This is a genomic window from Streptomyces flaveolus (assembly GCF_014648815.1).
Taxonomy (GTDB): Bacteria; Actinomycetota; Actinomycetes; order Streptomycetales; family Streptomycetaceae; genus Streptomyces; species Streptomyces flaveolus.
The window spans coordinates 220,535-246,852 of sequence record NZ_BMRV01000006.1; the positions used below are offsets into that span (position 1 = coordinate 220,535).

The 26,318-nt window shown below is 73.8% G+C and carries 24 protein-coding genes and 2 tRNA genes; 14 read left to right on the forward strand and 12 right to left on the reverse strand.

The window, feature by feature from the left end; translation table 11 throughout:
- The first annotated feature begins 428 nt into the window (after window positions 1–428).
- The 3 genes from IEZ05_RS16720 (at window position 429) to IEZ05_RS16730 (ending at window position 1,592) form a co-directional block, all read left to right on the forward strand.
- A complete protein-coding gene (locus IEZ05_RS16720) occupies window positions 429–800 on the forward strand; it encodes a hypothetical protein (protein WP_189230911.1) in 372 nt (123 codons plus the stop codon).
- Window positions 801–943: 143 nt separating this feature from the next.
- Window positions 944–1,528, forward strand: a complete 585-nt coding sequence (locus IEZ05_RS16725; RefSeq protein ID WP_189230912.1) for a bifunctional DNA primase/polymerase — start codon at window positions 944–946, stop codon at window positions 1,526–1,528.
- A tRNA-Lys gene (locus IEZ05_RS16730) sits at window positions 1,519–1,592 on the forward strand. Before IEZ05_RS16725 ends, IEZ05_RS16730 begins: the two co-directional genes overlap by 10 nt.
- 135 nt (window positions 1,593–1,727) lie before the next feature.
- Here IEZ05_RS16730 and IEZ05_RS16735 read toward each other — a convergent pair.
- Window positions 1,728–3,104, reverse strand: coding sequence for a M6 family metalloprotease domain-containing protein (locus tag IEZ05_RS16735; protein ID WP_189230913.1), 1,377 nt, complete (start codon window positions 3,102–3,104; stop codon window positions 1,728–1,730).
- Between the two features lie 283 nt (window positions 3,105–3,387).
- On the opposite strand from IEZ05_RS16735, the gene IEZ05_RS16740 reads away from it, so the two are divergent.
- A complete protein-coding gene (locus tag IEZ05_RS16740) occupies window positions 3,388–5,250 on the forward strand; it encodes a putative bifunctional diguanylate cyclase/phosphodiesterase (protein ID WP_189230914.1) in 1,863 nt (620 codons plus the stop codon).
- On the opposite strand, the gene IEZ05_RS16745 is transcribed toward IEZ05_RS16740, so the two are convergent.
- Entirely contained in the window at window positions 5,226–6,326 is a 1,101-nt protein-coding gene (locus IEZ05_RS16745) for an LLM class flavin-dependent oxidoreductase (RefSeq protein WP_189230915.1), read from the reverse strand. The genes IEZ05_RS16740 and IEZ05_RS16745 overlap by 25 nt on opposite strands.
- Before the next feature lie 62 nt (window positions 6,327–6,388).
- Window positions 6,389–7,291: a LysR family transcriptional regulator gene (locus IEZ05_RS16750; RefSeq protein ID WP_189230916.1), complete on the reverse strand. Its 903-nt coding sequence runs from the start codon at window positions 7,289–7,291 to the stop codon at window positions 6,389–6,391.
- A 96-nt stretch (window positions 7,292–7,387) separates the two neighbouring features.
- Here IEZ05_RS16750 and IEZ05_RS16755 point away from each other — a divergent pair, with 96 nt between their 5' ends.
- The gene (locus IEZ05_RS16755; RefSeq protein ID WP_189230917.1) at window positions 7,388–7,753 is read left to right on the forward strand and encodes a YybH family protein; all 366 of its coding nucleotides are present in this window, start codon (window positions 7,388–7,390) and stop codon (window positions 7,751–7,753) included.
- A 21-nt stretch (window positions 7,754–7,774) separates the two neighbouring features.
- Here IEZ05_RS16755 and IEZ05_RS16760 read toward each other — a convergent pair whose 3' ends face one another.
- Both IEZ05_RS16760 and IEZ05_RS16765 read right to left on the reverse strand, forming a co-directional pair.
- Window positions 7,775–9,646: an SMI1/KNR4 family protein gene (locus tag IEZ05_RS16760; RefSeq protein ID WP_189230918.1), complete on the reverse strand. Its 1,872-nt coding sequence runs from the start codon at window positions 9,644–9,646 to the stop codon at window positions 7,775–7,777.
- Window positions 9,647–9,659: 13 nt separating this feature from the next.
- Complete coding sequence (locus IEZ05_RS16765) at window positions 9,660–10,136, reverse strand: pyridoxamine 5'-phosphate oxidase family protein (RefSeq protein ID WP_189230919.1); 477 nt, start codon at window positions 10,134–10,136, stop codon at window positions 9,660–9,662.
- A 132-nt stretch (window positions 10,137–10,268) separates the two neighbouring features.
- Between IEZ05_RS16765 and IEZ05_RS16770 the strand changes: the two genes are divergently transcribed.
- The gene (locus IEZ05_RS16770) at window positions 10,269–13,529 is read left to right on the forward strand and encodes an ATP-binding protein (protein ID WP_189230920.1); all 3,261 of its coding nucleotides are present in this window, start codon (window positions 10,269–10,271) and stop codon (window positions 13,527–13,529) included.
- Window positions 13,530–13,538: 9 nt separating this feature from the next.
- On the opposite strand, the gene IEZ05_RS16775 is transcribed toward IEZ05_RS16770, so the two are convergent.
- From IEZ05_RS16775 to IEZ05_RS16785, 3 genes are all read right to left on the reverse strand, one after another.
- A complete protein-coding gene (locus tag IEZ05_RS16775) occupies window positions 13,539–13,985 on the reverse strand; it encodes an iron chaperone (protein ID WP_189230921.1) in 447 nt (148 codons plus the stop codon).
- A gap of 154 nt (window positions 13,986–14,139) precedes the next feature.
- Window positions 14,140–14,871: a maleate cis-trans isomerase family protein gene (locus tag IEZ05_RS16780; RefSeq protein ID WP_189230922.1), complete on the reverse strand. Its 732-nt coding sequence runs from the start codon at window positions 14,869–14,871 to the stop codon at window positions 14,140–14,142.
- Complete coding sequence (locus IEZ05_RS16785; protein ID WP_189230923.1) at window positions 14,868–15,704, reverse strand: maleate cis-trans isomerase family protein; 837 nt, start codon at window positions 15,702–15,704, stop codon at window positions 14,868–14,870. Before IEZ05_RS16785 ends, IEZ05_RS16780 begins: the two co-directional genes overlap by 4 nt.
- Window positions 15,705–15,922: 218 nt before the next feature.
- Between IEZ05_RS16785 and IEZ05_RS16790 the strand changes: the two genes are divergently transcribed.
- Together IEZ05_RS16790 and IEZ05_RS16795 are read left to right on the forward strand one after the other, a co-directional pair.
- A complete protein-coding gene (locus tag IEZ05_RS16790) occupies window positions 15,923–16,870 on the forward strand; it encodes a D-2-hydroxyacid dehydrogenase (RefSeq protein WP_189230924.1) in 948 nt (315 codons plus the stop codon).
- 36 nt (window positions 16,871–16,906) lie between these two features.
- On the forward strand, window positions 16,907–18,325 hold the full coding sequence (locus IEZ05_RS16795; protein ID WP_189230925.1) for an amidase: 1,419 nt from the start codon (window positions 16,907–16,909) through the stop codon (window positions 18,323–18,325).
- On the opposite strand, the gene IEZ05_RS16800 is transcribed toward IEZ05_RS16795, so the two are convergent.
- Window positions 18,306–18,800 carry a DUF3830 family protein gene (locus tag IEZ05_RS16800; RefSeq protein WP_189230926.1) on the reverse strand — a complete coding sequence of 165 codons (495 nt, stop codon included), beginning with the start codon at window positions 18,798–18,800 and terminating at the stop codon, window positions 18,306–18,308. The two genes, IEZ05_RS16795 and IEZ05_RS16800, sit on opposite strands and share 20 nt — an antisense overlap.
- A 107-nt stretch (window positions 18,801–18,907) precedes the next feature.
- Between IEZ05_RS16800 and ehuB the strand changes: the two genes are divergently transcribed.
- From ehuB to IEZ05_RS16830, 6 genes are all read left to right on the forward strand, one after another.
- Entirely contained in the window at window positions 18,908–19,837 is a 930-nt protein-coding gene (ehuB, locus tag IEZ05_RS16805) for an ectoine/hydroxyectoine ABC transporter substrate-binding protein EhuB (RefSeq protein ID WP_189230927.1), read from the forward strand.
- Window positions 19,834–20,538, forward strand: coding sequence for an ectoine/hydroxyectoine ABC transporter permease subunit EhuC (gene ehuC / locus IEZ05_RS16810; protein ID WP_189230928.1), 705 nt, complete (start codon window positions 19,834–19,836; stop codon window positions 20,536–20,538). Before ehuB ends, ehuC begins: the two co-directional genes overlap by 4 nt.
- A complete protein-coding gene (gene ehuD / locus IEZ05_RS16815) occupies window positions 20,535–21,185 on the forward strand; it encodes an ectoine/hydroxyectoine ABC transporter permease subunit EhuD (RefSeq protein ID WP_189230929.1) in 651 nt (216 codons plus the stop codon). Before ehuC ends, ehuD begins: the two co-directional genes overlap by 4 nt.
- A complete protein-coding gene (gene ehuA / locus IEZ05_RS16820; protein ID WP_189230930.1) occupies window positions 21,175–21,960 on the forward strand; it encodes an ectoine/hydroxyectoine ABC transporter ATP-binding protein EhuA in 786 nt (261 codons plus the stop codon). Before ehuD ends, ehuA begins: the two co-directional genes overlap by 11 nt.
- A gap of 194 nt (window positions 21,961–22,154) precedes the next feature.
- Window positions 22,155–22,913: an IclR family transcriptional regulator gene (locus IEZ05_RS16825; protein WP_189230931.1), complete on the forward strand. Its 759-nt coding sequence runs from the start codon at window positions 22,155–22,157 to the stop codon at window positions 22,911–22,913.
- A gap of 100 nt (window positions 22,914–23,013) precedes the next feature.
- Window positions 23,014–23,087, forward strand: a tRNA-Lys gene (locus tag IEZ05_RS16830).
- Window positions 23,088–23,128: 41 nt separating this feature from the next.
- On the opposite strand, the gene IEZ05_RS16835 is transcribed toward IEZ05_RS16830, so the two are convergent.
- The 3 genes from IEZ05_RS16835 to IEZ05_RS16845 form a co-directional block, all read right to left on the reverse strand.
- Window positions 23,129–23,734 (reverse strand): lytic polysaccharide monooxygenase auxiliary activity family 9 protein, encoded by a 606-nt coding sequence (locus IEZ05_RS16835; protein ID WP_189230932.1) that lies wholly within the window; start codon window positions 23,732–23,734, stop codon window positions 23,129–23,131.
- Between the two features lie 131 nt (window positions 23,735–23,865).
- On the reverse strand, window positions 23,866–25,080 hold the full coding sequence (locus IEZ05_RS16840) for an SPFH domain-containing protein (RefSeq protein ID WP_189230933.1): 1,215 nt from the start codon (window positions 25,078–25,080) through the stop codon (window positions 23,866–23,868).
- Window positions 25,081–25,149: 69 nt separating this feature from the next.
- Window positions 25,150–26,178, reverse strand: a complete 1,029-nt coding sequence (locus tag IEZ05_RS16845; RefSeq protein WP_189230934.1) for a peptidoglycan-binding protein — start codon at window positions 26,176–26,178, stop codon at window positions 25,150–25,152.
- Window positions 26,179–26,318: the final 140 nt, after the last annotated feature.

Below are 26,318 nucleotides of genomic sequence, written 5' to 3' on the forward strand. Positions count from 1 at the left end.
CACCGCGTGCCCTGGCGACCCTGACCGACCGGGCGGCCGGCCCACACCTCGCCCCGCCGGACGGAGTCCGGCACGCCGCCGGAGGCGGCCGATGGACACAGCCCGGACGGCTGGGAGGCGAACCACGCCGTCCTCGCCCACCTCGCGGAACACCGCGTGCCCTGGCAACCCTGACCTCCGGCCCAACGCCCCCCGGCCGGACGGAGTCCGCCACGCCGCCCGAGGCGGCCGATGGGTACAGCCCGACGACCAGTGCGACGCCCCCGCCGGACGGAGTCCCGACCGCACAGGTGTCCCGCGAGCGTCTGCGCCCTTCGTCCGGTCGAGGCCCACTTGCATGGGCGCGGGACAATGGACGGTGGCCCACTCCACCGAGGGTGCCCCGCTCTCGGGGGCGGGTCGTTCGCGACGTACGAGAAGGAGAAGACATGGCGGAGCCCACGCCGGGTCGGAACCAACCGCGGCTGCGCCCCGCGCCCCTGCTCTTCGAGCCCGCGGAGGCGGCCGCCGATCCCGAGCACTTCTTCGACCTCGAGTCGATCGACGACCCCCGGGCGCTGCTGGACCGTGCGACGGAGCTGACGCAGGCGTTCCGGGCCGCGGCGGACCGGGCGGTGGAGTTCCAGGCGATGGCGGCGGCACAGCTCGCGGACCCGCGGAAGTTCGACCGGCTGACGGCCGCGGACATCGCCGACCGGGCCGAGTGGACCGAGGACTACGCCAAGAAGATGGTGGAGTTCGGGCGGGATCTGCTGCGCGGCGCCGAGGGCGGCGGCCCGGGGCACGTCGACCCGGTCTGACGGCATCACCGGGACCCGCGCGCCGGTTCGACCAGCCCGGACGCATATGCCAGACGGGCAAGATACCGGCTCCCGCTCCCCCCTGTCCCGGTTTCCCGCAACTGAGCGGAGCGGTGCCCTCACACCCGGTAGACGTAAGGGGTATGAGCAGCACACCGAATGTCTCGGACGTCACCTCGGACGGCGCCGCCTGGCTGGCCTCGGCGGGTGCCTACCCGCGCAGCACCCTCGCCCTGTGGGAGGAGCGGCCGGACGCGCCGGTCGTCCTGCCCTGCGGCTCGGCCTTCGACGTGGTGAGCGTCCCCGCGGTCTTCGGGCGCCGGATGCTGGACCGGATGTGGGACGAGGGGCCGGAGTCGGGACCCGTGGCCGAGTTCCGGGGCCGGATGCTGCTGTTCGCCGCGCCGGGCACCGCCCAGCGGCTGCCCTCCCTGCTGGAGTGGGAGGAGTGGAGCGCCCGCGGCCGGCAGGGAGGCCGTACCGTCGCCGTGCCGCCGCTGCTGTGCCACGGCGCCGGGGACGCGGTGACCGTCCCGGCCCTCACCGGCGCGTCCCCGCGTTCCGGTTCCCGCTGGCTGGTGGCCCCCGACACCCGGCTGCCGTGGCTGCCGGGCCCGGAGATCCTGCTCTGGGCGGCCGTCCGGGCGGCCCGGGCCGCGGTGCGGATTTCAATTTTTCCTCCCGCCGACCAGGATGCTAAGGTCTACGACGTCAGCAGGCGCCGCTAGCTCAGTTGGTTAGAGCAGCTGACTCTTAATCAGCGGGTCCGGGGTTCGAGTCCCTGGCGGCGCACGTTGTCGATGGCGAGGCATGTTCGCGGAAAACGCGAACGGGCCTCGCCATCGTTGTTCCTGCGCGGCTGCGCCGCGCGTGGTGGGGGCTTCGCCACCCACACCCCCCGGCTGCAGCGCTGCCTGCCCAGGAGGCTCAGCCGGGCGTGATCTTCACCGTCCACGCCCCCGACACCGTGCGCCCCTCCACCTCGACCCGTACGCCGTCCCCCGGCACCGTGAAGCTCTCGCCGAGGCCCACCGGGGCGTCCGCGAGCGGTGGGTAGACCGAGTCCTCCCAGCAGGCCTCCGTGTGCGGGTGGGCGTCGATCACCTCGATCGGCCCGCCCCCGGACGCCGCCCCGCCGCGCACCCGGTACACCAGCACCCCCGCGCGGCAGGCGTCGGCGTCGTTGCCCACCGGCCCCCGCGCCTCGAAGGCGAGCGCGCTGTCGGCCCCGGTGCGGACCACGGCCAGCTTGGTGCCCCGCCCGAGGCCGAAGGCCGGCGCACCGGCGGCCCCCGTCACGACCACGCCGGGTCCCGCGCCGAGCGGCTCCAGGGTCAGCCGGGTCGGTCCGCTGCCGCGGACGCACGCCACCTGCCGGGGCCGCAGCCAGCCCAGCTTCCACTTGTGCCAGCCGAACAGGTCGGGTGCCAGCCCGAACTGGCTGCCCATCAGGTCCCAGTCGCCGACGTACGTGTCCCAGTCGCCCTTGCCGTCGGCGGGCCGGTGGTACAGGTCGGGCAGGTCGAAGACGTGCCCGGTCTCGTGGGCCAGCACCAGCCGGTCCGGCGGATGGTTCTCGAACACCGTGACGACCCGCCGGAGGTCGGTGCCGTCGGCCCGCATCGGGGAGTCCAGGTTGACGACCTTCGTGGCGTCGGAGTCGACGCCGGGGGCGTCCGGGTCGGCGACGAAGTAGACGATGTCGTAGCGGGAGAAGTCCACGTGCGGATCGGCGGCGGCGAGCGCGTCGCGCAGATAGGCCGCCCGGTGCTCGGGGCTCCAGTCACGCCGTATGTCGTACGCCGTCGACGGCTTCGGCATGGGGATCCAGTCCCGCAGGGGGTGCGGGCGGAGCGTGAACGCGCCGTAGGAGGCGCGCCGGAAGAAGCGGGTGGTGGCCGGGAAGTGGTCGGCGGCCAGTTCGGCCGGTGCGGTCAGCGGCTGGGAGTCCGGGAAGGACAGGAACACCATCACGGCGTCCAGCGCGCGGGCCGGGCGCGGATAGGCGGCGTTCCAGGTGTCGAGGCCCTCCGAGTGGTGGGCCACGGTGCGCCGGAGCGCGCAGGGCTCCGGGGAGAAGGGCTCGGCGACCGAGGGGGCGCTGATCAGGGAGGTCGCGGCGAGCGCCGACATGGTGGTGCACACCGCGGCCGTGCTGCGCAGCCTGGGCCGGGCCGTCTCCGTCACCCGGCGGCTCGCGCCGAGGCCCTTGAGGGCCTCGCGGGGAAGTCGCCTCAGGGGGAGCTGGCGCGGCACATCGACCTCCGGGTGCGGTTCGCGGGACACCGCACCCAGCTTGTGCATATTTGTCGTACTGCGCCCTGTTCGCCTGCACCGGATGGGTGAGCCGCGCGAGATTGCGCCGGAGTGCGCCGGAGCCGACACCCCGGACCATGCACGGAACGTCACGACTGGTCGGAGGCTTGACGAAGCCGTCCAGAGGTGAGCAGAAACGATCACCCGGAGGGCTCACTCGGTCCGGAAAGCGGCTCGACGGCTGGAAGGGCCCCGGGCCAGCCTCTATGATCGGCACACTTTCCTGCACGGACACAGACGGACCGAGATCGAGGCACTGCGGGAGCAAGCGGTGAACGGAACCTCCGAAGGGCCGGCGCCCGTGGCAGACCTCGACCGGTCGGCCGTCACGGACAGTGACATCGAGCTGGCTGCACGTACCGGGCCCCCGACCTACCGCGAGGTGTTCACGGCCGCCCCGCTCGCGATGGCCGTCGTGGACCCCGAGGGCCTGGTCGTCAGCGCCAACGACACGCTGGGCACGCTGCTCGGCACCGACCCCGACGCCCTGGCCGGCTGCGCGGCGGCCGACCTGGTCGACCTCGCGTCCGACACGGGCACCTGGCAGGCGTACCGCGAGGTGCTGTCCGGCCGGCAGCCCCGGCTGCGCTGCACCCGGCGCCTGAAGCGGGCCGACGGCCACTCCCTGTGGGCCCAGGTCACCGTGGCACCGCTGGCCGGAGACGCGCCCGGCCTGCTGCTCTCGGTCTCCGACATCAGCGCCCGGCGCGAACTCCAGGCTCGGCTGCGCCACCTCCAGATGCACGACCCGGTGACCCGGCTGCCCAACCGCGCCCTGTTCTTCGAGCGGCTGACGGCCGCGCTGGAGGCGGAGTCGTACGAGCAGGGCGGCACCGGCCGGGTCGGCCTGTGCTACCTGGACCTGGACGGTTTCAAGGCCGTCAACGACACCCTCGGACACCGCGTCGGCGACCGGCTGCTGGCCGCCGTCGCCGAGCGGCTCACGCGCTGCGCCGAGGAGGCCGGGGGCACGCGGGCCGGCGTACCGCTGGTGGCCCGCCTCGGCGGCGACGAGTTCGCCCTGCTGGTGGAGGACTCCACGGGCACCGAGCAGCTCGCCGACCTCGCCGAGTCCGTGCTGGCCGCCCTCCAGGAGCCGTTCGAGCTCTCCGGCCGCCGTCTGTCGGTCACCGCGTCGGTCGGTGTGGTCGAGCGGCACACCGCCGGGACGACGCCCACCGCCCTGATGCAGGCGGCCGACACGACCCTGTACTGGGCCAAGGCCGACGGCCGGGCCCGCTGGACGCTGTTCGACCCCGAGCGCAACGCCAGCCGCATGACCCGCCAGGCCCTCGCCGCCACGCTCCGCCCGGCCATCGACCGCGGCGAGTTCGCCCTCGAGTACCAGCCGCTGGTGGGCATGGACGACGGCCGGGTGCGGGGCGTCGAGGCGCTCATCCGCTGGAATCATCCTCAGTTCGGCGTACTTGCGCCGAATCGGTTCATCGCACTGGCGGAAGAGGACGGCTCGATCGTCCCGCTGGGCCGCTGGATCCTGCGCACGGCCTGCCGGCAGGCCCGCCGCTGGCAGCTCGACCACCCCGACGAGCCGCCCATCTTCGTCAGCGTCAACGTGGCGGTCCGCCAGGTCTGGGACTCCGACCTCGTGGCGGACGTGGCGGCGGCCCTGGAGGAGACGGGCCTCGCCCCGCACCTGCTCCAGCTGGAGCTGACGGAGTCCGCGGTGATGGGCTCGGCGGGCCGGCCGCTCCAGGTGCTGAAGGCGCTGAGCGACATGGGCGTCCACATCGCCATCGACGACTTCGGCACCGGCTACTCGAACCTGGCCTACCTCAGCCGGCTGCCGGTGTCAGTGCTGAAGCTGGACGGCGCCTTCGTCCGGGGCTTCCAGTACGCCGGGGTCACCGACACCGCCGACGCGTCCGACGCCGCCACGGCGAACCCGGCCGACGAGGTCATCGTCGAGGCGATGGTCCAGCTCGCCCACCGGCTCGGCCTGACCGTCACCGCCGAGTGCGTGGAGACCTCGGACCAGGCGAGCCGGCTGCGCCGCATCGGCTGCGACACCGGCCAGGGCTGGCTGTACTCCCGGCCGGTGGCGCCGGACCGCATCTCCGCACTGCTGGGCTCCTCCGGGACGCCCGGGGTTCAGGCAGGCGCCGGCAGGCCGTAGGCGTCGGCGATCAGTTCGTAGGAACGCAGGCGTACGTCGCCGCCGTGGGCGTTGGCGGTGAGCATCAGCTCGTCGGCGCCGGTGCGCTTCTGGAGGTCGTCCAGGCCGGAGCGGACCTCGTCGGCGGTGCCGTGGATGACGTTCGCGTTCCAGGACTGCACGAACTCCCGCTCCATCGGGCTGAAGTCGTACGCCTCCGCCTCCTCCGGCGTCGGCACCAGCCCGGGGCGCCCGGTGCGCAGCCGGACCATGTTCAGCGCGGCGGCCAGCACCTGCCGGCGGGCCTCCTTCTCGTCGTCGGTGGCGAGCGCGGCGACGCCGATGAGGGCGTACGGCGCGTCCAGCACGGCCGACGGGCGGAAGGACTCGCGGTACAGGTCCAGCGCCGGGACGGTGTTCTGCGCGGAGAAGTGGTGCGCGAAGGCGAAGGGCAGCCCCAGGGTGCCGGCCAGCCGGGCGCTGAAGCCGGAGGAGCCCAGCAGCCACACCGGCGGCCGGTGCGGGGACTGGACGCCACCGGGGGACGTGGCCTGGACGGGGCCCGGCACGGCGTGGATCCTGCGGTACGGGTGCCCGTCGGGGAAGTCGTCGTCCAGGAACCGGATCAGCTCGGCGAGCTGCTGCGGGAAGTCGTCGGCGCCCTCGTTCAGCCGGTCGGTGCGGCGCAGAGCGGCGGCCGTCGCCCCGTCCGTGCCGGGCGCCCGGCCGAGGCCGAGGTCGACGCGTCCCGGCGCCATGGCTTCCAGCGTGCCGAACTGCTCCGCGATCACCAGCGGCGCGTGGTTCGGCAGCATGACGCCGCCCGAGCCGAGCCGGATGCGGCCGGTGTGGGCGGCGAGGTGCGCGAGGATCACGGCGGGCGAGGAGGAGGCCACGCCCGGCATCGAGTGGTGCTCGGCCACCCAGTACCGGTGGTAGCCGCGGTTCTCCGCGAGGCGGGCGATGTCCACGCTGGTCCGCAGGGCGTCGGTGGCGGTGCGGCCCGCGCCGACGGTCACCAGGTCCAGTACGGAGAGGGGGACGGGTGCGGTGCCGTGGGCGGTGCCCCGGATCTCCTCTGCGGCGTCTGCGGCCATGGTGGGGTGCCTCCTGTTGTCGTGCCGGGTCGCTGCGCGGGCTAACAGGAGAGTGCCTCCGGTTATTCCCCGGAAGGGCGCCGGTGCTCACCCCCGAAGGCCGATCGGCAGTGCGCGAGCAGCTCGCGCACCGCGGGGCCGGCCGCACTCGCCCAGATCAGGGCGAGCACCCCCGGCGTCTCCACGTCCTCGATGGTGCGGGCGGTGAGGCGGTCGCGGTGGGCGGCGGCCATCGAGGCGCTGAGGACGGCGACGCCGAGGCCGCGGGCGGCCAGGCCGGCGATGGCGTCCGCGGCGCTGGCCTGCAGCGCGATCGCCGGCTGGAAGCCCTGACCGGCGCACGCCCGGTCGAACACGGCGCGCAGGCCGGTGCCCGGCGGCATGCAGATCACCGGGTGGTCGGCCAGGTCGCGCAGCACGACCCGCCGCCGCCGCGCCAAGGGGTGCCCGGGCGGGACCGCCACGACGAGTCGTTCGCTGATGATCGTCCGCGCTTCCAGGTCCTCGGGAGCTGCCGCCGCCGCTCCGACGAGGGCCAGATCGAGGGCCCCCGTGCGCACCCCGTCCGCGAGCCGGTCGGAACCGTCCTCCAGCAGGGAGAGCTCCACGCCCGGATGCGCCTCGTGGAAGGCCTCGAGGGCGTCGAACAGCGGGTCGAGGGTGCAGCCGATGACCATGCCGACGGCGAGCCGGCCGCGGATCAGGTCGGTCACCTCGCCCACCGCCTGACCGACCGACCCGGCCGCGGCCAGTGCGGCGCGGGCGTGTTCGAGCGCGGCCTTCCCGGCGACGGTGAGGGTGACGGCGCGGGCCGACCGGTCGAACAGGTCGGCGCCGAGTTCCCGCTCCAGCCGGCGGATCTGGGCGCTGACGCCGGACTGGCTGATGTGCACCCGCTCGGCGGCACGGGTGAAGTTCCGCTCCTCGGCGACCGCGACGAAGTACTCGAGCTGCCTCAGTTCCATAACCATAGATTCTAGTTCTGAGAAATATTATCTGTTGGACTTCTCGCCGGAAGGCGACGACGCTGGACGGCACGAGAGACCGACGTAGGAGGAACCGTGCCGGAGTACGAGAAGGCCATGCGACCCGAGGACATCACCCGTCTGTTCGTCGAGCGGTCCAACGCCGGTGACGCGGCCGGGGTGGCCGCGCTGTACGAGGAGGACGCGGTGGTGGCCTACCCGCCCGGCGAGCGGACGGTGGGGCGGGAGGCGATCCGTGCGCTGTGGGAGAAGGTGCTGGCCAACGCTCCCCGCTTCGAGCCGGAGCAGCCGCTGCCCACGCTGATCAGCGGCGACCTCGCCCTCACCTCGACCCCGCCGAAGGACGGGTCCGGGGCGCGGGCGCAGGTCGTGCGGCGCCAGCCCGACGGAAGCTGGCTGCGCGTGCTCGACCAGCCGGAGTTCGTCCCGCCCGCTCGCTGAGATCCGCGGCCGGCGCCGCCGTCACCCGAGGTGCGACCAGCCGAAGACGGCGTAGCCCTCGCCCTCGCGGGGCGCCCTGCTCCACGAACGGGTGGTGAAGCGGTGCAGGGCGCCGTCGGTGAGGGCGAAACGGGGCAGGGACAGGGCGAACTCGCTCTCCAGGGCGGCCAGCAGGCGCCGCTCGCCCTCCTCACCGGTCACGCCCCCGAACAGCCGGGCCGGGTCCAGGGGTTCGGGGATCTCTCCGTCGCGCTCGATCTCCTCGCCCCGCACCGTGAAGGCGAACAGCTCCCGGCCCCGTTCCGCCACCGACAGGTGCACCACCTGCTCCGTGTGCGACCGGGCGGGATGCGCCCACAGCGTCACACAGCGGCCCCGTGCCGAGGCCGCCGCGGCGGGGGAGACGAAGAACCGGTCGGCCGCCACGGCCGCGGGGGCCACCTCGAAGCCGAACGCCCACCCGGACGCCGTCCGTCCCACGGAGAGCCGCGCCGGATCCTTCCAGAGGTCCGTGCTCCCCGGCCCCGGGAAGCGGTGCGCGGTGACGCGCTCCCAGGGCCCGACGGGCTGCGGACTCAGCCCCTCGCCGTCCGGCTCGCCGATCAGGGCGGGCAGGCCGGCCGGTTCGACGCCCTCCACCCACAGGCACCGGTAGCCGGCGCGTACGGGGTCCGGGGCGTCGTCCACCAGCCAGCGCAGTCCCGGCGGGTCCACGTCGGGCGCGGGCTCCGGCGCCGGGCCGTCGCGGCCCGCGCGGGGCGTGGACAGCAGTTCCCGCCAGCGTTCGGGCGTGACCGCGCGCCCCAGGACGGAGTCGGCCGTCAGGCCCACCGGCGTCACCAGGTCCGGGCCCGGCGGCGACCAGGACGGCACGGCCGCCCGGATCGTCCGCCACGCCCCGTCCACGTCGCCCCAGCGCGCCGCCTCCCGGGCCTCGGCCACCGCCCGGCCGAACGCCCCGCCGGGCTCGTACCGATAGGCGCCGTCCAGGACCCGGGCGACGAAGTCGTCCGCCGCCGCCCGCATCCCGTCGTCGGTCTCGCAGCCGAGGGCGAGGGTCCCCAGGGACTCCCGGTACCGATTGTCCTCCACGTGCGCCGCCGCCAGGACCGGCAGCAGTTCGCCGATGTAGCGGGGGTCGGTCACCAGGCCGGCGAAGGCGAAGCGCAGGTTCCTCGCCGGGCGGGTCGTCAGCTGCCGCAGCAGCGCCGCGGCTCCCGGGCGGCCGAACGACCGGGCCTCGGTGAGCAGTTCGCGGGCCGTCTCCCAGTTCCCGCGCAGCGCTTCCTCCCTGGCCCGCTCGACGTCGGCGTCCCGGGCGCGGGTGGTGTCGTTCTCGAACCCGGGCACGGAAGCGGCCCGGTCCGCGTGGAACGAGCGGTACCGGGCCTCCATGTAGGCCCGGAAGGACGGGTAGCGGTCCGGGAACTCGCCGCTCCAGCCCTTGTACACGTACAGCGCCCATTCGCCGTCCGCGCCGACGTCCCCGGGGTCGAGCAGGGCGTGCGACATGTCCGACTCCGTCTCCAGCCGCAGCGCCCGCCGCCACATGCCGGCCATCAGACGGTCCTCGTCGGTCGAGCGCTCGTCCAGCAGCTCCTCGTAGGTCTCCGTGTGCCCGTACTGGTCCCCGAACCAGTCGATCTCCCGGGCACCGCCCAGCCGGTACACCTCCGCGGTGGCGTCCACCCACCATCCGTCGGAGGCGGCCAGGAACTCCCGGTACGAGGGCGGCAGTCGGGTGCCGAGCCGCCGCTCGGCCGCCGCGATCGCGTCCTCCGGGGCGGGCGGCTCCCCCAGCCGCTCCCGCTGGGTCCCTTGCTCGTCCGGGACCCATTCCGCCTGCCAACGCCCCAGGAATGCACGCCAGTCGAAGCCGCCGTCCGTCGTCATGCCGGGCATCCTGTCACCCGGCACCGACAACGGGGCGTCGGACCAGCCAGCGGCCGTCGCGCATCAGCTCGCGACCGGTCAGCTCGTTCGCCTCGCGCCAGGCCTGGACCCGGCGCGGGACGATCCGGAACCACCGGTACGGCGTGGCCGACGCCCGCGGGTCGAAACCGGTGCGCTCGGCGAACCGGTCGGCCCGCCGCGGCGGCAGTGCGCCGAGGTCCAGGACCTCGACCGCACCGTCGATCACGGTGACGTCCCGGGTGTGGCCGAGCGCCAGCCGGACGACCCGGCCGGCGGCCAGGTTCCTGCCGGTGGGACTGTCCGCCGGCGTGGCCACCAGCAGCGCCTCGCCGTCCCAGTCGAAGGACAGCGGTACGAGGTACGGGGCACCGTCCGCCGACGCGCTGGCCACCCAGACGTCGACGTCGTGGGCGAGCCGGTGCTCGGTGTCCTCGCGGCGCTGGGCGCGGGAGCGGGGTGCGGCGCTCATGGTCACTCCTGTGGGTCGCGGGTCACGACCACCCGGTCCGGGCCGGGCGGGTCGCCGTGACCGGAGCCTCTCCCGGCCGGGGTGCGGGCCGCCTCCGTGCCCGCCACGGAAAACGCCACGGATAATGAGCCGGTGACCAGTCCAGGGATATCGGCGCGGGAAGCGGAAGTGCTCGCACTGCTCGGGGAGCACCTGAGCAACGCGGAGATGGCGGCCCGGCTGGTCCTCTCCGTCCGCACCGTCGAGTCGCACGTCTCCTCGCTGCTGCGCAAGTTGCACCTGCCGGACCGGCGGGCGCTCGCCCGGCACGCGGCCGAGGTGGCCCGCGCCGAGCGGTCCCGCTCCGCACCGGCCCTGCCGGCTCCGTTGACGGCGTTCATCGGCCGGGTGCGGGAGCGGGGTGAGCTCGCCGAGGCGGTGCGGGCGCACCGGCTGGTGACCGTGACCGGTCCGGGCGGGGTGGGCAAGACGCGTCTCGCACTGGCCGTGGCGGCGGACCTGGCCGGTGACTTCGCGGACGGGGTGTGGTTCGTCGACCTCGTCCCGGTCACCGAGCCGGACCGGGTGGGCGCGGCGGTCGCGGCGGCCGTGGGCGTGGGCGAGCAGCCGGGGCGCGGCGTCGACGACGCGGTGCTGGCCGCGCTGGCGGATCACCGGGCGCTGCTGGTGCTGGACAACTGCGAGCAGGTCCGCGACGGGGTGGCGCCGTTCCTGGAGCGGCTGCTCGCGGCCTGTCCGGGGCTGCGGGTGCTGGTGACGAGCCGGGCCCGGCTGATGGTGCCGTTCGAACGGGTCCTCCCGGTCCCGCCGCTGTCGCGGGACGGAGGGGACGCGTCGGAGGCGGTGGCGCTGTTCACGGACCGGGCCGCCGCCGTCGGGCAGCCGCCCGGCCCGGCGGTGAGCGACGGGGTCGTGGCCGTCTGCGAACGGCTCGGCGGCGTGGCGCTGGCGATCGAGCTGGCGGCGGCACGGTGGTCCACGCTGGGCCTGGACGGCCTGACGGCCGGTCTCTCCGATCCGCTGCGGATCCTCACCGGCGGGTCCCGCGCCGACGACCGGCACCGGTCGCTGCGGGCGGTACTGGACTGGAGCCACGACCTGCTGGACCCGTGGGACCAGGCGCTGCTGCGCCGGGTGTCGGTGTTCGTCACCCCGTTCACCGCGGAGGCGGCCACGGAGGTCGCGGGATTCGCCACCGGCGCGTCCGCAGGAGCCGCGTGCACCGCCGACGCGGGCGCCGAGGCCACAGGATGCACCGCCGGCCCGGGCGCCGACACCGCCGGATGCACCGCCGACCACGGCGCCGACGCCGACGGACAAACCACCGGAGCCGCCGAACCCGCCGCCGGGGCGGGTACCGACGTCACCGGGCCCACCGCCGCCCCGACCACCCGCACCACCGCCGGACAAGCCACCGAACCCACCGAACCCACCGAGCCGGCCGTCGACCCGGCCACCGGAGTCACCGGACTGGCCGCCGACCCGGCCACCCAAGCCACCCGCACCACCGCCGCACAAGCCACCGAAGCCCCCGAACCGGCCGCCGGGCCGGCCACCCGAGTCACCGGACTGGCCCTCGACCCGGCCACCGAGGTCCCGGGGCTCGCCGTCGGCGCGGGTGCCGGAGTGACCGGAGGCAACGACGCCGCCGGACCCGTCCCGCTGGACCCCGCCGCCGTCGTCGACGGGCTCGGCAGGCTCGCTGAGCAGAGCCTGCTCGCCGTGACGCCGTCGGCGGCCGGTACCCGGTACCAGGCGCTGGAGACCATCCGCCAGTACGGGACCGAGCGGCTCGTCGACGCCGGTGAGCTGACCGAGGTGCGCGCCCGCCACCTGACCTGGTGCCTGGCCGCCGCGTCCGCCCTGGAGGACACGTCGGGCGCGGACTGGCGGGCCCGTTTCGACGCGTCGGCGGACGACCTCCGGGCCGCTCTCGCCTGGGCCGCCGGCCGTCCGGAGCGGCGGGCGGACGCCCACCGTCTCGCCCTGTCGCTGGCCGGACTGGCCTTCTCCCGCACCCTGCTCGGCGAGGCCCAGCAGCGGTACGAGCAGGCGGCCGCCCTCGCCGGCGACGACGCGGCTGCCGCGGCACTGCGGCAGGCCGCCGCGGTGGCCGGGTGCCGCAGGCTCGGCGACGACATGTACCGGCTGCACCGCGCCGCCGCGGAGGCCGCCCGCCGGGCCGGGGACCGCGCGGGTGCGTGCCGCGACCTGGCCGCGGCGGCCACCGTCGCCTACCGCTTCTCCACCCTGTTCTCGCGGATTCCCCCGGTGGGGGAAGTCACCGCCCTCCTCGCCGAGGCGCGCGACCTGGCCGACGGCACCCCCGCGACCGAGGCGGCCGTCGCGCTGGCCGAGGCGGCGGTGCTCTGCGACGCGTACGGCGCGCTCCAGGGCGCCGCGCAGAACACCGTGGACGACACCGTCGTACGCGCCGAACAGGCCGTCGCGCTCGCCCGGCGCACGGGTGACCCGGTGGCGGAGTCCGCCGCCCTGGACGCGCTGTCCGGCGCCCGGAGCTGGGCCGGTGACGCCTTCGCCGGCGCGGCGGCCGCCCGGCGCCGGGTCGGCGTCCTGGCTTCCCTCGCCCCCGCCCCCGCCCGTACGCACGAGTCGATGGACGCCCTCGCCATGGCCGCCGGCACCGCCCTCGGCGTGGGCGCGCTGCCGGACGCCCGGCGATGGGGCAGACAGCTCGCCGACCACCCGCTGCTGGCCGAGGCGGGACACCACGCCACGGCATGGCTGCTGGCCGCGGACGCGTTCGCCGGGCACGGCGACGAGGTGCTCGGCCGCAGTACGCGGTTCCTCGACGCGTGGGAGCACAGTGGCCGCCGGCCGTCGCTGTCCCTGGGCGCCGCGGCCGCGTCGGTCGCCATGGTGCACGGCCTGCGCGGCGAGCACGACGAACGGGCGTCCTGGCTGACGGTCGTCGGCCAGGCGGACACGGCCCCGGAGCAGCACCGTCTCGGCTACGGGGCGGTGCTCGACGGCATGGTCCTGCTCCACCACGGCGACGCCGAGGCGGCGCTGGAGCGGCTCGCCCCGGACCCCGGTGAGGTGTGGAAGTGGGTGTGCTGGATCTGGCTGCACTGGTACGTGGCCCTCAGGGCGGAGGCGGCGGTGCTCGCCGGGCACCCGGAGGCCCGGGCCCGCGTCGACGCCGCGCGGACGGTGGTCGCCGGGAATCCGGTCGCCACCGCCCAGGTGGACCGCGCCCGGGCGCTGCTCGACGGTGACCTGCCGGGTCAACTCGCCGCCGCGGCGGCCTTCGACGCGGCCGGCTGCCCCTACCAGTCGGCGCGCACCCTGCTGCTCGCCGGGGGCGAGCACGCCGCCGCCGGTGAGGCCGCGCTCGCCGGCCTGGGGCTGGCGGCCCGCCCCGTCCGATGAGGCGCGCCCCTAGCTCACCGCCTGCTTCACCAGGGCCGCGATCCGCGTCTCCACCTCGGGCGTGACCTCGGTCAGGGCGAACGCGGTCGGCCACATCGTGCCCTCGTCCAGCTTCGCCGGGTCGTTGAAGCCGAGCGTCGCGTAGCGCGCCTTGAACTTCGCCGCGCTCTGGAAGAAGCAGACGACCTTGCCGTCCAGCGCGTAGGCGGGCATCCCGTACCAGAGCTTCGGCGCGAGGTGGGGGGCGGTGGCCGTGACGACGGCGTGGACGCGCTCGGCCATGATCCGGTCGGAGTCCTGCATCTCGGCGATCTTCGCGAGCAGGTCCCGCTCGGCCTCCGCCGCCTTGTCCGCACGCGAGCCGCGGCGCGCCGCCTTCTTCTGCTCCTGGGCGTGCTCCTTCATCGCGGCCCGCTCGTCGGCCGTGAAACCCTCGTACGTGCTGTTGGCGGTCATGGTCACTCCCGTGGTCGTGGTGCACGATCGGCCGGTGTGCCGTGCCCGGCCCGACCGCTGTGATCACAGCCTCTCGCGACCGTCGCGCCCACGCCTCCGTGGTGACCACGGAAAGCGCCACTGAACCCGGACACGGGTCCGGTGGCGCCCCGTCTCACACCTGGACCACCGGCTCCCGCGTGAACAGCGCCCCGAGTTCCGGCGCGTTGACCCTCCGGTCGGCCAGCCGCAGCCCCTCCCAGACGGTGACCTGGTTGGCGGTGAGGACCGGCTTGCCCAGTTCCTTCTCCAGGACCGGGATGTGCGCCGCCGTGTGCAGGGCCGTGTCCGGGAGGAGGACCGCCTCCGCGTCCGGGCGGTCGGCGGAACGGGCCAGCGCCAGCACCTCGGCCTCGGTCCAGGTGCCGACCTCCGCGGCCGTGATGATGCCGGAGCTGACGACGGCGACGGTCTCCGCACCGGCGGTGCGCAGGAAGTCCGCGAACAAATGGGCCACGTCCTCCGGGTAGGTCGCGCCGATCGCGACCCGGCGCACCCCGAGTTCCTTCGCCGCGTGCACGAACGCGAAGGAGGTGGAGGAGGCGGGCAGTCCCGCCGTCCGGGCCAGCGAGCGCACCTGCTCCTGGGCGCCGTCCCAGCCGTGCACGAAACTGCCGCTGGTGCAGGCCCACACCACGGCGTCGGCGCCGGCCAGGCGCAGTTCCGCCGTGCCCGCCTCGAGCCGCTGCGGCGAGCCCATCTCGCGCAGGGCGTCGACGCGGTGGGCGTCCTCGCCGATGTCGGTGTGCACCAGGTCCACTCGGATGTCGCTGCCCAGGAGCTGCTCGATGCGTGGGTAGTCGTCCTCGCCGGAGTGGCCCGGGTACAGGAATCCCAGTGCTGTCATGTCCACCCTTCCTGCTGCTGTTCCGTGCCAGGGACGTCCGGAGTCTCTGGCAGTACGGGGCCGGCCGGCCCCGGCACCGCGGGGCCGGTCCGCGCCGCCGGGTCGGTCAGCGCCTGGTACGGCCCCACGGCACGGGTACCCAGTCGGCGCAGCGCCGCCCACATCGTCACTTGGTTGGCCGAGATCACCGGTATCCGCAGCTCGGCCTCCAGCTGCGGGATGACGTCGTAGGTGGGGAGGTTGGTGCAGGAGATGAACAGCGCGTCGGCCGCACCCGGACGCGGCACCGCCCGGCGTGCCATCTCGGCCACGTCCCGGTACGGGACCTTCCAGATGTGCCGGGTCAGCCCCATGAAGGCGCAGCCGGTGACCGTGACGCCCGCCTGGGCGACGTACTCCTCCAGCACCCGGGTCACCGACACGGTGTACGGCGTCACCAGCGCGACCCGGCGTACGCCCAGCTCGGTCAGCGCGTCCAGCAGCGCGCCCGAGGTGGTGACGGACGGGACCGCGCCCGCCCAGGTCATCGCCTCGCACATCGCGCGTTCGCCGGCGATGCCGCCGACGAAGCTGCCGGAGGTGCAGGTGTAGGCGACGACCTCGGGGGCGATGGCGTTGAGGGTGCGCACGGCCTCGCCGAGCGTCTCGTGCTCGCTGACCATCCGGGCGAGGTCCAGGCCGACCTCGACGGGCACGTAGGGGGTACGCGTCATGTGCAGCGAGACCTCGTCGGGCACCCACCGCCACAGCTCGCGATCGAGTGCGAAGTCGAACGGGGCGACCACGCCGACCCCGCGTTGCGGAGCTGGTCCGCCGAGAAAGGAGATGTCCATGGCACGCACCGGCCTCACGCTGAGGAAGGGGAGGACAACGCACCGTACACACGGCCGTGTTGACGAAGGTAGGTTCCGGTGCGAGCGTGGTCAATCCGCCCGCGTCACCAGTAGGTCAACAGCCGGTTGACTCCCCGTCGGCATCGGGTCGCCACGCGTCCCTCCCCCGCCGGCACCCGACCGCCGTACCGCCCCCGCCTCCCGGAGACACGTCGCCGATGACCATGCCCACCCTCCTCGTCCTGGACGCCGAGCCCCCGCCCCGGCTGGGCCGGCTGACCGGCCGGGTCCGGATCGAGCACGCGGACGAGTCGACCCTCGCCGAGCGGCTGCCGGACGCCGACGTGCTGCTCGTGTGGGACTTCCGGTCGCACGCCGTGCGCCGCGCCTGGCCCGGCGGCGGACCGCGCCCGCGCTGGGTGCACACGGCGAGCGCGGGCGTCGACCATCTGATGTGCCCCGAGCTGGCCGGCTCCGACACGGTGGTGACGAACGCGCGCGGCGTCTTCGACGGGCCGATCGCCGAGTACGTCGCCGCCCTGGTGCTGGCGATGGCCAAGGACCTGCCCCGCACCCTGGAGCTCCAGCGGGAGCGGACCTGGCGGCACCGCGAGTCGCTGCGGGTGGCCAAAACCCGTGCCTGCGTGGTCGGCTCCGGGCCGATCGGGCGGGCGATCGCCGGGACGCTGAAGGCCCTCGGCGTCACCACCGCGCTGGTCGGCAGGGCCGCGCGGCCCGGGGTGCACGGCCCGGAGGACCTGGACCGGCTGCTGACCCGCGCCGACTGGGTGGTCGCCGCCGCACCGCTCACCGACGCCACCCGCGGCATGTTCGACGCCCGCCGGTTCGGCGTGATGCAGCCCTCCGCCCGCTTCGTCAACGTCGGGCGCGGACAGCTGGTCGTCGAGGCCGACCTCGCGAAGGCCCTGGCGGAGCGGTGGATCGCGGGCGCCGCGCTGGACGTCTTCGAGCACGAACCCCTCGGCCCCGACAGCCCGTTGTGGCAGGCCCCCGGACTGATCGTCTCGCCGCACATGAGCGGCGACACGGTCGGCTGGCGGGACGAACTGGGGGCGCAGTTCGTGGAGTTGTACGAGCTATGGGCGGCGGGAGAGCCGCTGCCGAACGTGGTCGACAAGAAGCGCGGATACGTACCCGGACACTGACGTCCCACCGAGCGTTCCCAGAAAGCGGGAGGGTGCATGACCGACCTCACCGAGCTGACCGCCGTACAGCTCGTCGACGGTTACCGCAAGGGCGAGTTCAGCCCCGTGGAGGTGACGCGGGCGGTACTGGAGCGGGCCGAGCACATCCAGCCGGTGGTCAACGCGTTCGTCCGGTTGACCGGCGAGGAGGCGCTGGACCAGGCGCGGCGGGCCGAGGAACGCTGGCGGCGCGGGGAGCCGGTCGGGCGGCTGGACGGGGTGCCGGTCACGGTCAAGGACATCCTGCTGATGCGGGGGCACCCGACCCTGCGCGGCTCCCTGGCCGTCTCCCCGGACGGCCCCTGGGACGAGGACGCGCCGTCCGTCGCCCGGCTGCGCGAGCACGGCGCGGTCCTCGTCGGCAAGACGACGACGCCCGAGTACGGCTGGAAGGGCGTGACCGACTCGCCGCTGAGCGGCATCACCCGCAACCCGCACGACCCGTCCCGTACCGCGGGCGGCTCCAGCGGGGGCGCGGCGGCCGCCGTGGCCCTCGGGGCGGCGCCGCTGGCGCTGGGCACGGACGGCGGCGGCAGCGTGCGCATCCCGGCGTCCTTCTGCGGGATCTTCGGCCTGAAACCGACGTACGGCCGGGTCCCGCTGTACCCGGCGAGCGCCTTCGGCACGCTGTCGCACGTCGGCCCGATGACCCGGGACGCGGCGGACGCGGCGCTGATGCTGGACGTGATCGGCACGCCGGACGCCCGCGACTGGTCGGCGCTGGGCCCGGCGCCCGGCTCCTGCTCCGAGGCCCTGTCGGGCGGGGTGCGGGGGCTGCGGGTGGCGTACTCGCCCTCGCTCGGCGGGCAGGTGGCGGTGCGCCCGGCGGTGGCGACGGCGGTACGGCGGGCGGTGCAGCGGCTGGCGGAGCTGGGCGCGTACGTCACCGAGACCGACCCGGACTTCGCGGACCCGGTGGACGCCTTCCACACCCTGTGGTTCAGCGGGGCCGCGCGGGTCGCGCAGGGGCTGAGGGCGGCGCAGCGCGAGGTGCTCGCCCCGGGGCTGCGGGAGATCGTCGCGGCCGGGGCGCGGTACTCGGCGCTTGACTATCTGGCCGCGGTGGACGTCCGGATGGAACTGGGGCGCCGGATGGGCCGCTTCCACGAGGCGTACGACCTGCTGGTCACGCCGACGCTGCCGGTCACCGCGTTCGAGGCGGGCGCCGAGGTGCCGAAGGGCTCGGGGCACCGGCGGTGGACGGGGTGGACGCCGTTCACGTACCCGTTCAACCTGACCCAGCAGCCGGCGGCGACCGTGCCCGTCGGCGCGGACGGGGACGGCCTGCCGGTCGGGATGCAGCTGGTGGCGGCCCGGCACCGGGACGACCTGGTGCTGCGGGCCGCGCACGCGCTGTACGCGGCGGGGGCGGTGCCGACGCGGTTCGGGGCCGGGGTCACGCCCGCCGGAAGCTGAGCGTCTCGCCCGCCGCTCCCGACCGCCACAGGTCGTTGCAGGCCTCGGCCATCGCGTCCAGCCCCTCGACGACCTGGCCCCACACGGTGCCGGGCACCCAGCCGACGTCGCCGTTGAGCAGCAGGTTGTTGCGCTCGTAGAACAGGGCCAGGTCGACGAGGGTGGTGCCGGGGCGGACCTCGCGGTCGTAGCCGTACGCCTTGGTGCCCAACTCGGCGCCCGCGAAGGCGAAATAGCACAGGTCGCCCGGGATCGGCGTGACGGTCGGGTTCTCCAGCGGTGGCTCGTTCGCCGCGAAGGGCGGGAAGAGGGCGTAGATCTCGTTACGGGCGTATTTGGCGTGATACACGTCGCCGGCCAGGGGGAGCGCGTCCCAGACCGCCGCGCAGGTGATCGGGGCCCGTTCGTCCAGCAGCCGGGCCGTGCACGTGATTCCGCGTGTGACCAGCGAGACTTCGATGTAGCGATCAGCCATGCCCTCCATGGCAGTGGGCCGGGGCGCCGCGGTCAAGGGTGCCGTGCCGTCGTACCGGACCGAAAAAGATCGGCATAACCTCCGGGGCTTCGGGTAGCTGCGCGCCCATGGCTCCACCACACAGAACCCCTCCATGGGGCATATCCGTCCGAAGGCCCGGGAGTTCGGGGCCCACTCGCCGATCGCTGCTCGCGGGGGCCGCGGCGCTCGGCGCGCTGGGGGCCGCCGGCTGCTCACGGGTCGCGACCGCGTCGAACGTGGAGGGCGGCGACCTGCTCGACCGGCTGCGGGCCCAGGGCGTGGCCCGGCTCGGCATCGCGGGCGAGATCCCCTTCGGGTACATCGACAAGAACGGGGAGCTGACCGGCGAGGCGCCGGAGCTGGCGAAGGTCATCTTCAAGCGGCTCGGAGTGGACCGGGTGCAGCCGGTGCCGACGGAGTTCGGCTCCCTCATCCCGGGGCTGGCGTCGCAGCAGTTCGACGTCGTGGCGGCCGGCATGTACATCAACCCGGACCGCTGCGAGCAGGTCATCTTCTCCGACCCCGACTACCAGATGCTCGACTCCTTCATCGTGCGCAAGGGCAACCCCCTGGGCCTGCACGACTACCAGGACGTCGTGGAGAAGAAGGCCAGGTTCGCGACCGGCACCGGGTACGCCGAGATCCAGTACGCGGTCGAGGCCGGGTACGAGGAGGGCGACATTCTGATCGTCCCCGACCAGGTGGCCGGCCTCAACGCCGTCGAGGCCGGGCGCGTGGACGTCTTCGCGGGCACGGCGCTGACCACCCGTGAGGTGGTGAAGAAGTCCCGCAAGACCGAGGTGACGGAGGCGTTCAAGCCGGTCGTCGGCGGCAAGCCGCACGTCGACGGCGGCGGCTTCGCCTTCCGGCCGACCGAGACCAATCTGCGGGACGCCTTCAACGTCGAGCTGCAGAAGCTCAAGAAGAGCGGTGAACTGCTCCGCATCCTCGAGCCGTTCGGGTTCACCGAGGACGAGATGACCGATCTGACCGCGAAGGAGCTGTGCGGCGGATGACATCCGGACTGTGGGAACTCGTACTCCAGGGCGTCTGGGTCACGGTCCAGCTGCTCTTCTTCAGCGCGCTGCTGGCGACGGCCGTCTCCTTCGTGGCCGGCGTCGCGCGCACCCACCGGCTGTGGATCGTCCGCTTCCTCGCGGGCTTCTACACCGAGGTGTTCCGCGGCACCTCCGCGCTGGTGATGATCTTCTGGGTGTTCTTCGTGCTGCCGCCGGCCTTCGGCTGGCAGCTGGTGCCGATGTGGGCGGGCACCCTGGCGCTGGGCCTGACCTACGGGGCGTACGGCTCCGAGATCGTGCGCGGCGCGCTCGGCGCGGTGGATCCGGCGCAGAAGGAGGGCGGCATCGCCCTCAGCTTCACGCCCTGGCAGCGGATGAGGCTGATCCTGCTGCCGCAGGCGGTGCCGGAGATGATCCCGCCCTTCTCCAACCTGCTGATCGAGCTGCTCAAGGGCACCGCCCTGGTGTCGATCATGGGCATGGGCGATCTGGCGTTCAGCGGCAACCTGGTGCGCCTGGCGCTCCAGGAGAGCGCGGAGATCTACACGTACGTCCTGCTGATCTACTTCGTGATCGCGTTCCTGCTCACGCGGGTGATGCGCGGTCTGGAGAAGAAGCTGAAGGCGGGCGTCGGGAAGGCGGTCCCGAAGCGGAAGACCGTCGCTCCTGAGCCGGCCGGGATCGGGGGTGTCCGATGAACTGGGACTGGAACGCGGTCTCCGAGTTCATGCCGCACTTCTGGGACGGTCTGCTGGTCACCCTCCAGATCCTGGTGCTCGGCTCGCTGATCTCCTTCGCCCTGGGCCTGGTGTGGGCACTGCTGATGCGGGTGCCGTCCCGCTGGGTGACCTGGCCGGTCGGGGTGGTCACGGAGTTCGTGCGCAACACCCCGCTGCTGGTGCAGCTGTTCTTCCTGTTCTACGTGCTGCCGGAGTGGGGTGTGACCGCCTCGGCGCTGACCACCGGCGTGATCGGCATCGGCCTGCACTACTCGACGTACACGATGCAGGTCTACCGGGCCGGCATCGAGGCGGTGCCGGTCGGCCAGTGGGAGGCCGCGACGGCGCTGAACCTGCCGCTGGGCCGGACGTGGACCGCGGTGATCCTGCCGCAGGCCGTCCGCCGGGTGGTGCCCGCCCTCGGCAACTACGTGATCTCGATGCTGAAGGACACGCCGCTGCTGATGGCGATCACGGTGCTGGAGATGCTCGGCGAGGCACGGCTGTTCTCCCAGCAGAACTTCCAGTTCACCGAGCCCCTGACGGTGATCGGCGTGGCTTTCGTCATCGTCTCCTACCTGGCCTCCCTTGCCCTGCGAGCCCTGGAGCGACGCCTTGCCCACTGACACTCTCCCCAACCCCGAGAAGAGCCCCGAGCGCAGCGCCGGCGAGCTGATCCGCCTGGAGCAGGTCACCAAGCGGTTCGGGGACAACACCGTCCTCGATCACCTCGACTTCTCCGTCGACGCAGGCAAGCACGTCACCCTGATCGGCCCGTCCGGGTCGGGCAAGACGACGATCCTGCGGCTGCTGATGACGCTGCTCAAGCCCGACGAGGGCACGATCACCGTGGACGGGCAGAAGCTCTTCCCGGCGACCGAGAAGGAGCGGCGCGAGGTCCGCAAGCAGATCGGGATGGTGTTCCAGCAGTTCAACCTGTTCCCGAACATGAGCGTGCTGCGCAACATCACCGAGGCGCCGGTCACCGTGCTCGGCATGTCCAAGGACGAGGCGGTGGAGCGCGCCAGGGGCCTGCTCGACATGGTGGGCCTGGCCGACAAGTGCGACGCCCGCCCGGCCCAGCTCTCCGGCGGCCAGCAGCAGCGGGTGGCGATCGCCCGGGCGCTGGCGATGCGGCCCAAGGTGCTGCTGCTGGACGAGGTGACGTCCGCGCTGGACCCGGAGCTGGTCGCGGGCGTCCTCGACCTGCTGCGGGACATCGCGCGCAGCACCGACATCACCATGCTCTGCGTGACCCACGAGATGAACTTCGCCCGGGACATCTCGGACCAGGTCCTGATGTTCGACTCGGGACGGGTCATCGAGGCCGGCGCGCCGGAGAAGATCTTCAGCGAGCCGGAGCACGACCGGACCCGGGAATTTCTCAGCGCGGTGCTGTGAGGGCGGGGCGTGCCCCAACGCCCGAGGTCGGGACGCCGGGGCACGCCACTGGCATGTGCCAGAGTGCCGACACCGCAGTTGAGGGCGCCGGAATCTGGCCAACGCCCCCTCGCATCAGGCCCCTTGACGGCTATCGTGAAGGGGACCCGCTGTCCGGATCAGGGCCTACGAAGCGAGCGCAGGGGGAGACCACCGTGGCGCTGCAGCACAAGCCGACCGCGCCGCACCACTCGGTCCAGGACGCTCTGCGCGCCCTGGAGACGGTGGCGCGGCACAGCACCGGAATCACCGACACCGAACTCGCCCGGCAGACCGGCCTCGGCCGGGAGCGACTGACCCCGCTCCTGCGCATGCTGCGCCGCGAGGGCTACGTCGAGCAGACCACCGACGGGGTCTACGTCCCGGGCGAGGCCCTGGCCCGCCTGGGCTCGGCACACGGCCGCGAGGAGGCCGTGCGCGACAAGCTCCAGCACACCCTGGACCGGCTGCGCGACTCGGTCGGCGCCGCCGTCTACCTCAGCCGGTACGTCGACGGCGAGGTCAGCGTCACCCAGTACGCCGACAGCCCGGCCGCGCCCCGGGTGAACGAGTGGGTGGACTTCCGCGTCTCGGCGCACGCCACCGCGGTCGGCAAGAGCCTGCTGACCCAGCTGGACCACGCGGGCCGCCGCGACCACCTGGCCCGGCACAGGATGGCCCGGCTGACCTCGCGCACCATCACCAGCGACAAGCTGCTGCTGTCCCGGCTGGAGTCCCAGCCGCCCACCGTGCCCGTCCTCGATCTGCAGGAGTACGCGGTGGGCACGGTCTGCGCGGCCGTCCCGCTGACGGCGGGCTCCGCCGCGGGCTGCCTGGCCCTGTCCCTCCCCGTCGAGCACGCGCACCGGCTGCGGCAGGCCGCGGACGCCCTGAACCGGAGCGCGGCGCCGGTCCTGCTGTCGATGGCGATCTAGGGGCCGGTGCGCCCCGTGCGGGCGGTGGTCGTGAGCACCCTGCCGGACCAGGTAGTATTTTCGTCGTCGCCGACCGCGGGAAGCGGAAGGCGGGAGTCATGCGCCGCTAGCTCAGTTGGTTAGAGCAGCTGACTCTTAATCAGCGGGTCCGGGGTTCGAGTCCCTGGCGGCGCACAGAAGAGGGCCCCTCGCACACGCGAGGGGCCCTCCTTCGTTCAGAAGGTCACGTCCGAGCAGGCGTAGAACGCGTTGCCCGTGTCGGCGATCGTCCACACCGACAGGATCACGTGGTGCCCGCTCAGCCCGGAGGGCAGCGTGCCGCTGTGGGAGAGCGTGGCCGGCGGCTGCTTGCCGCCGTAGGGCACCGTGAAGAACGGCGTGAGGTTGAGGTCGGACCGGGACAGGCTGTGGTCCTGGTTCCAGCCCGGCTTGGTGACGTAGTACTTGAAGTCGGTCGTGGCGTGCCGGGCGGTGAACTGCCAGCGGAAGGTGTAGCTCTGCCCGCCGTTCACCTTGGTGGTCGGCCACGCCTGGCCGTTGGGCTGCCTGGGGGCGTCGAGCGAGGCGAAGGTGCCGTGCCCCGCCGAGCAGATCTTCCCGTCGGCCGGTCCGGCGGCCGGGAAGCCCTTGGGGCCCTCGACGCTCTGCGGCTCCCACTGGATGGAGCCGCACCCGGTGACGGTGCCGTTCTGGCACACCTTCTGCCGGCTGACGGGGAGGTCGGTGTAGCCGTGGCCGCTGGCGCCGCCGGACGAGAGCACGAGGGCTCCGGTGGTCGCGATGCCCAGCGCCGCGGCGGACAGCTTGGTCCTTGTGCGCATACTGCTTCTCCTGTGACGTGGGGGAAGTGCAGCGAGCTTTTCTGGTCTAGACCAAGTCACAGGTTATTGCTGACAGTTGAACATGTCCATACCAATCGAAGAACCCGGGCCGGGCCCGTCCCGGCCACCGTTCACGCCCCCGGCTCGCCCCGCCCCGCGCAGAACGCCACCGTCAGGTCCTTCACCAGCACCTTGCGCTCGTAGTCGTCGAGCTCCACCAGTCCGCGCATGGTCAGCCGGGTCACCGTGTCCTCCACCGAGTCCACGACCGAGGTGAGCACGCTCGCCCGCTGCGCCGCGTCCAGTGCGGCGATCCGGCGCCGGTGCATCGCGGCTGCCACCTCCGGGGCGTACTCCACCCGGACCGGCCGCACCGAGAACACCTCCAGGCCGACCGGCGCCGCGTCCGCCGCCACCAGCCGGGTCAGCGTCTCGCCCGCCACGTCCGCCGCACCGCGCACCGTGCCCGCCGGCTCCACCGGGACCCGGGCCAGCGCCGCCTCGACGCACTCGCGCAAATACGTCTCGTGGTCCTCGACGCCCAGCGTGGCCCGCACGGTGTCCCGCACCCGCCACACCACCAGCGTCACCGTCCTGAGCGCGACCCCGTTCGAGTCGGCGGCGGGCATCGGCTCGCTGCGCCAGTGCCGCAGCCGCACGTCGACCCGGCGGCGCAGGAACAGCGGGTTCACCCACATCAGGCCCGTGCGCCGGACGGTCCCCCGGTACCGGCCGAACAGACCGAGCACCCAGGCCTGTCCGGTCCGGCCCCGGGCCAGCCCCCCGAAGCCGAACAGCCCCAGCGCCCCGGCCGCCAGGTACGCCGCCCACTGCGCGGGCCCGAGCCCGGCACCCGCCTGCGCCGGCAGCCCCAGCGCCTCGACGGCGAGCGGCGGCACGATCCCGGCCCACCAGGAGGTGACCGCACAGCCCGCCACGCCGCAGGCCCCCGCGGCCACGCCCGCCGCGCCGGGCAGCACCCGGGCCGGACGCTCCGCCAGCTCCGGGTCGACCGAGGCCACCGGCCGGGGCCGCGCCGCGGTGGGGCGCCGCATCCGCGGCTGCTCCCCCGTGCCCTGCCGGCGCTCGACGACCGCCGGCCGCAGCGACACCGGCGCCGGGGCGGGGTCGTCCCGGAACAGCAGGTGGACGGGGATCTCGGTGGTCGCCTCGTTGTGGATGAGCCGCGCGGGCCGGGCCGCGCCCTCCCCTGACCCACCGAGCCCACCGAGCCCGGCGGCCGGGGCCGGGGCCGGGGCCGAGGGCGACGGCGGAATCGAGGCCGGAACCGATGCGGGGACCGGCTCCGGGGTCGTCGAGGGTGTCGTCGAAGAGGTCGTACTCATGCGTGCTCCAGCCTCCGCGCCAGACGCGTCATGAACGGGTGATCACGAACGGTGCCCCCGAGGGAGCGGTCACGAGAAGAGCCGCCGCCAGGTCTCCGGGCCCGGGTAGCCGTCCGCGGCGCCGCCGCGCCAGCCCTGGGCGCGCTGGAAGGCCTCGACGTTGCGCCGGTCCGCCTCGCTCCAGCGCGGCCCCGGCCCGCTCGTGTAGTGCCTGCCGAATCCTTTCTTCACAAGCTGCCCGCCGAGCTGGGTGACGTACGGGTTGTCCGCGCCCGGCCGGAACATCGCCCGGCCCGGATAGCCGGGCACCCCGTGCGAGGCGGGCGCGGCGACGGCGCCCGCCGCCGGCGTCGTGCCGCTGGTCACTCCCTTGTAGCGGTAGGGGAGGTACTTGGCGGAGTTGGTCCAGTAGGCGTAGGGCGTGGCCATCTTCCGGGTGTGCGGCGGGGTCTGCTCGTAGGCCGTGTAGGAGGTGTGCTTGTCGTCCGTCCAGCCGCCGAAGATCACCACGTGGGAGCCCGCCTGCGGGTCGGACGCGTTGTGGAACAGCAGGATGTCGCCGGGCTGGAGTTCTTCCTTGGTGATCCGGTCCGCGAAGGCGCCGAGACTCCCGGTCCATTCGTTCGTGGGCAGGTTCCAGGCCATCGACACGTAGCCCGAGCAGTCCTGCCGGTAACCGTCGGACCAGTAGGCGGTCATGCTGTAGGGCACCTTCGCGGTGACCCAGGTCTTGGCCCGGTCGATGATGTCGGTACGGGTGATCGCGGGCAGCAGCGTACCGGCCGCGGGACCCGCCGGGCGGCCCGTCGGACCGTGCAGCGGGGCCCTGGGGCCCTGCGGGGTGTCAGGCTCCTCACCTGCCGGATCACCGGGATCGCCGGGCCGGTGGAGTGCGTGGGCGGCGGCCGGGGCCGCCGCCTGGCCCGCGCCGAGGACGGCGGTCGCGGTGGCGGCGGCCACCACGAGGACGCGGTGGGCGGCCGGATGGGCGGGGGCCCGGCCGGCCGGGGAATGCGGCAGGACGCTGCGCCAGTGCCGGCAACCGGGGCAGTCGCAGTCGCTCACGGGATCGACTTCCTCGAATACCGGAGTCTCCATGCGATTCCCCTCACACTGCAGTGAAAAAGTCCGCGACGGTGTGCGCACCGGCGCACGGTGATCAGTTTCCCAACTGTCCTGTTTGTGCGCATGTTGACGGTCCGAATGATGTACCCGGGTGGTGCACACGGGGGACGCCC

Coding starts and splice junctions, on each gene's coding strand:
- IEZ05_RS16720 (WP_189230911.1), top strand. CDS start 429: ATGGCGGAGCCCACGCCGGGTCGGAACCAACCGCGGCTGCGCCCCGCG.
- IEZ05_RS16735 (WP_189230913.1), bottom strand. CDS start 3,104: ATGCACAAGCTGGGTGCGGTGTCCCGCGAACCGCACCCGGAGGTCGAT.
- IEZ05_RS16795 (WP_189230925.1), top strand. CDS start 16,907: ATGACCGACCTCACCGAGCTGACCGCCGTACAGCTCGTCGACGGTTAC.
- IEZ05_RS16835 (WP_189230932.1), bottom strand. CDS start 23,734: ATGCGCACAAGGACCAAGCTGTCCGCCGCGGCGCTGGGCATCGCGACC.
- IEZ05_RS16775 (WP_189230921.1), bottom strand. CDS start 13,985: ATGACCGCCAACAGCACGTACGAGGGTTTCACGGCCGACGAGCGGGCC.
- IEZ05_RS16750 (WP_189230916.1), bottom strand. CDS start 7,291: ATGGAACTGAGGCAGCTCGAGTACTTCGTCGCGGTCGCCGAGGAGCGG.
- ehuC (WP_189230928.1), top strand. CDS start 19,834: ATGACATCCGGACTGTGGGAACTCGTACTCCAGGGCGTCTGGGTCACG.
- IEZ05_RS16725 (WP_189230912.1), top strand. CDS start 944: ATGAGCAGCACACCGAATGTCTCGGACGTCACCTCGGACGGCGCCGCC.
- IEZ05_RS16790 (WP_189230924.1), top strand. CDS start 15,923: ATGACCATGCCCACCCTCCTCGTCCTGGACGCCGAGCCCCCGCCCCGG.
- ehuD (WP_189230929.1), top strand. CDS start 20,535: ATGAACTGGGACTGGAACGCGGTCTCCGAGTTCATGCCGCACTTCTGG.
- IEZ05_RS16780 (WP_189230922.1), bottom strand. CDS start 14,871: ATGACAGCACTGGGATTCCTGTACCCGGGCCACTCCGGCGAGGACGAC.
- IEZ05_RS16800 (WP_189230926.1), bottom strand. CDS start 18,800: ATGGCTGATCGCTACATCGAAGTCTCGCTGGTCACACGCGGAATCACG.
- IEZ05_RS16840 (WP_189230933.1), bottom strand. CDS start 25,080: ATGAGTACGACCTCTTCGACGACACCCTCGACGACCCCGGAGCCGGTC.
- ehuB (WP_189230927.1), top strand. CDS start 18,908: ATGGCTCCACCACACAGAACCCCTCCATGGGGCATATCCGTCCGAAGG.
- IEZ05_RS16760 (WP_189230918.1), bottom strand. CDS start 9,646: ATGACGACGGACGGCGGCTTCGACTGGCGTGCATTCCTGGGGCGTTGG.
- IEZ05_RS16845 (WP_189230934.1), bottom strand. CDS start 26,178: ATGGAGACTCCGGTATTCGAGGAAGTCGATCCCGTGAGCGACTGCGAC.
- IEZ05_RS16765 (WP_189230919.1), bottom strand. CDS start 10,136: ATGAGCGCCGCACCCCGCTCCCGCGCCCAGCGCCGCGAGGACACCGAG.
- IEZ05_RS16785 (WP_189230923.1), bottom strand. CDS start 15,704: ATGGACATCTCCTTTCTCGGCGGACCAGCTCCGCAACGCGGGGTCGGC.
- IEZ05_RS16745 (WP_189230915.1), bottom strand. CDS start 6,326: ATGGCCGCAGACGCCGCAGAGGAGATCCGGGGCACCGCCCACGGCACC.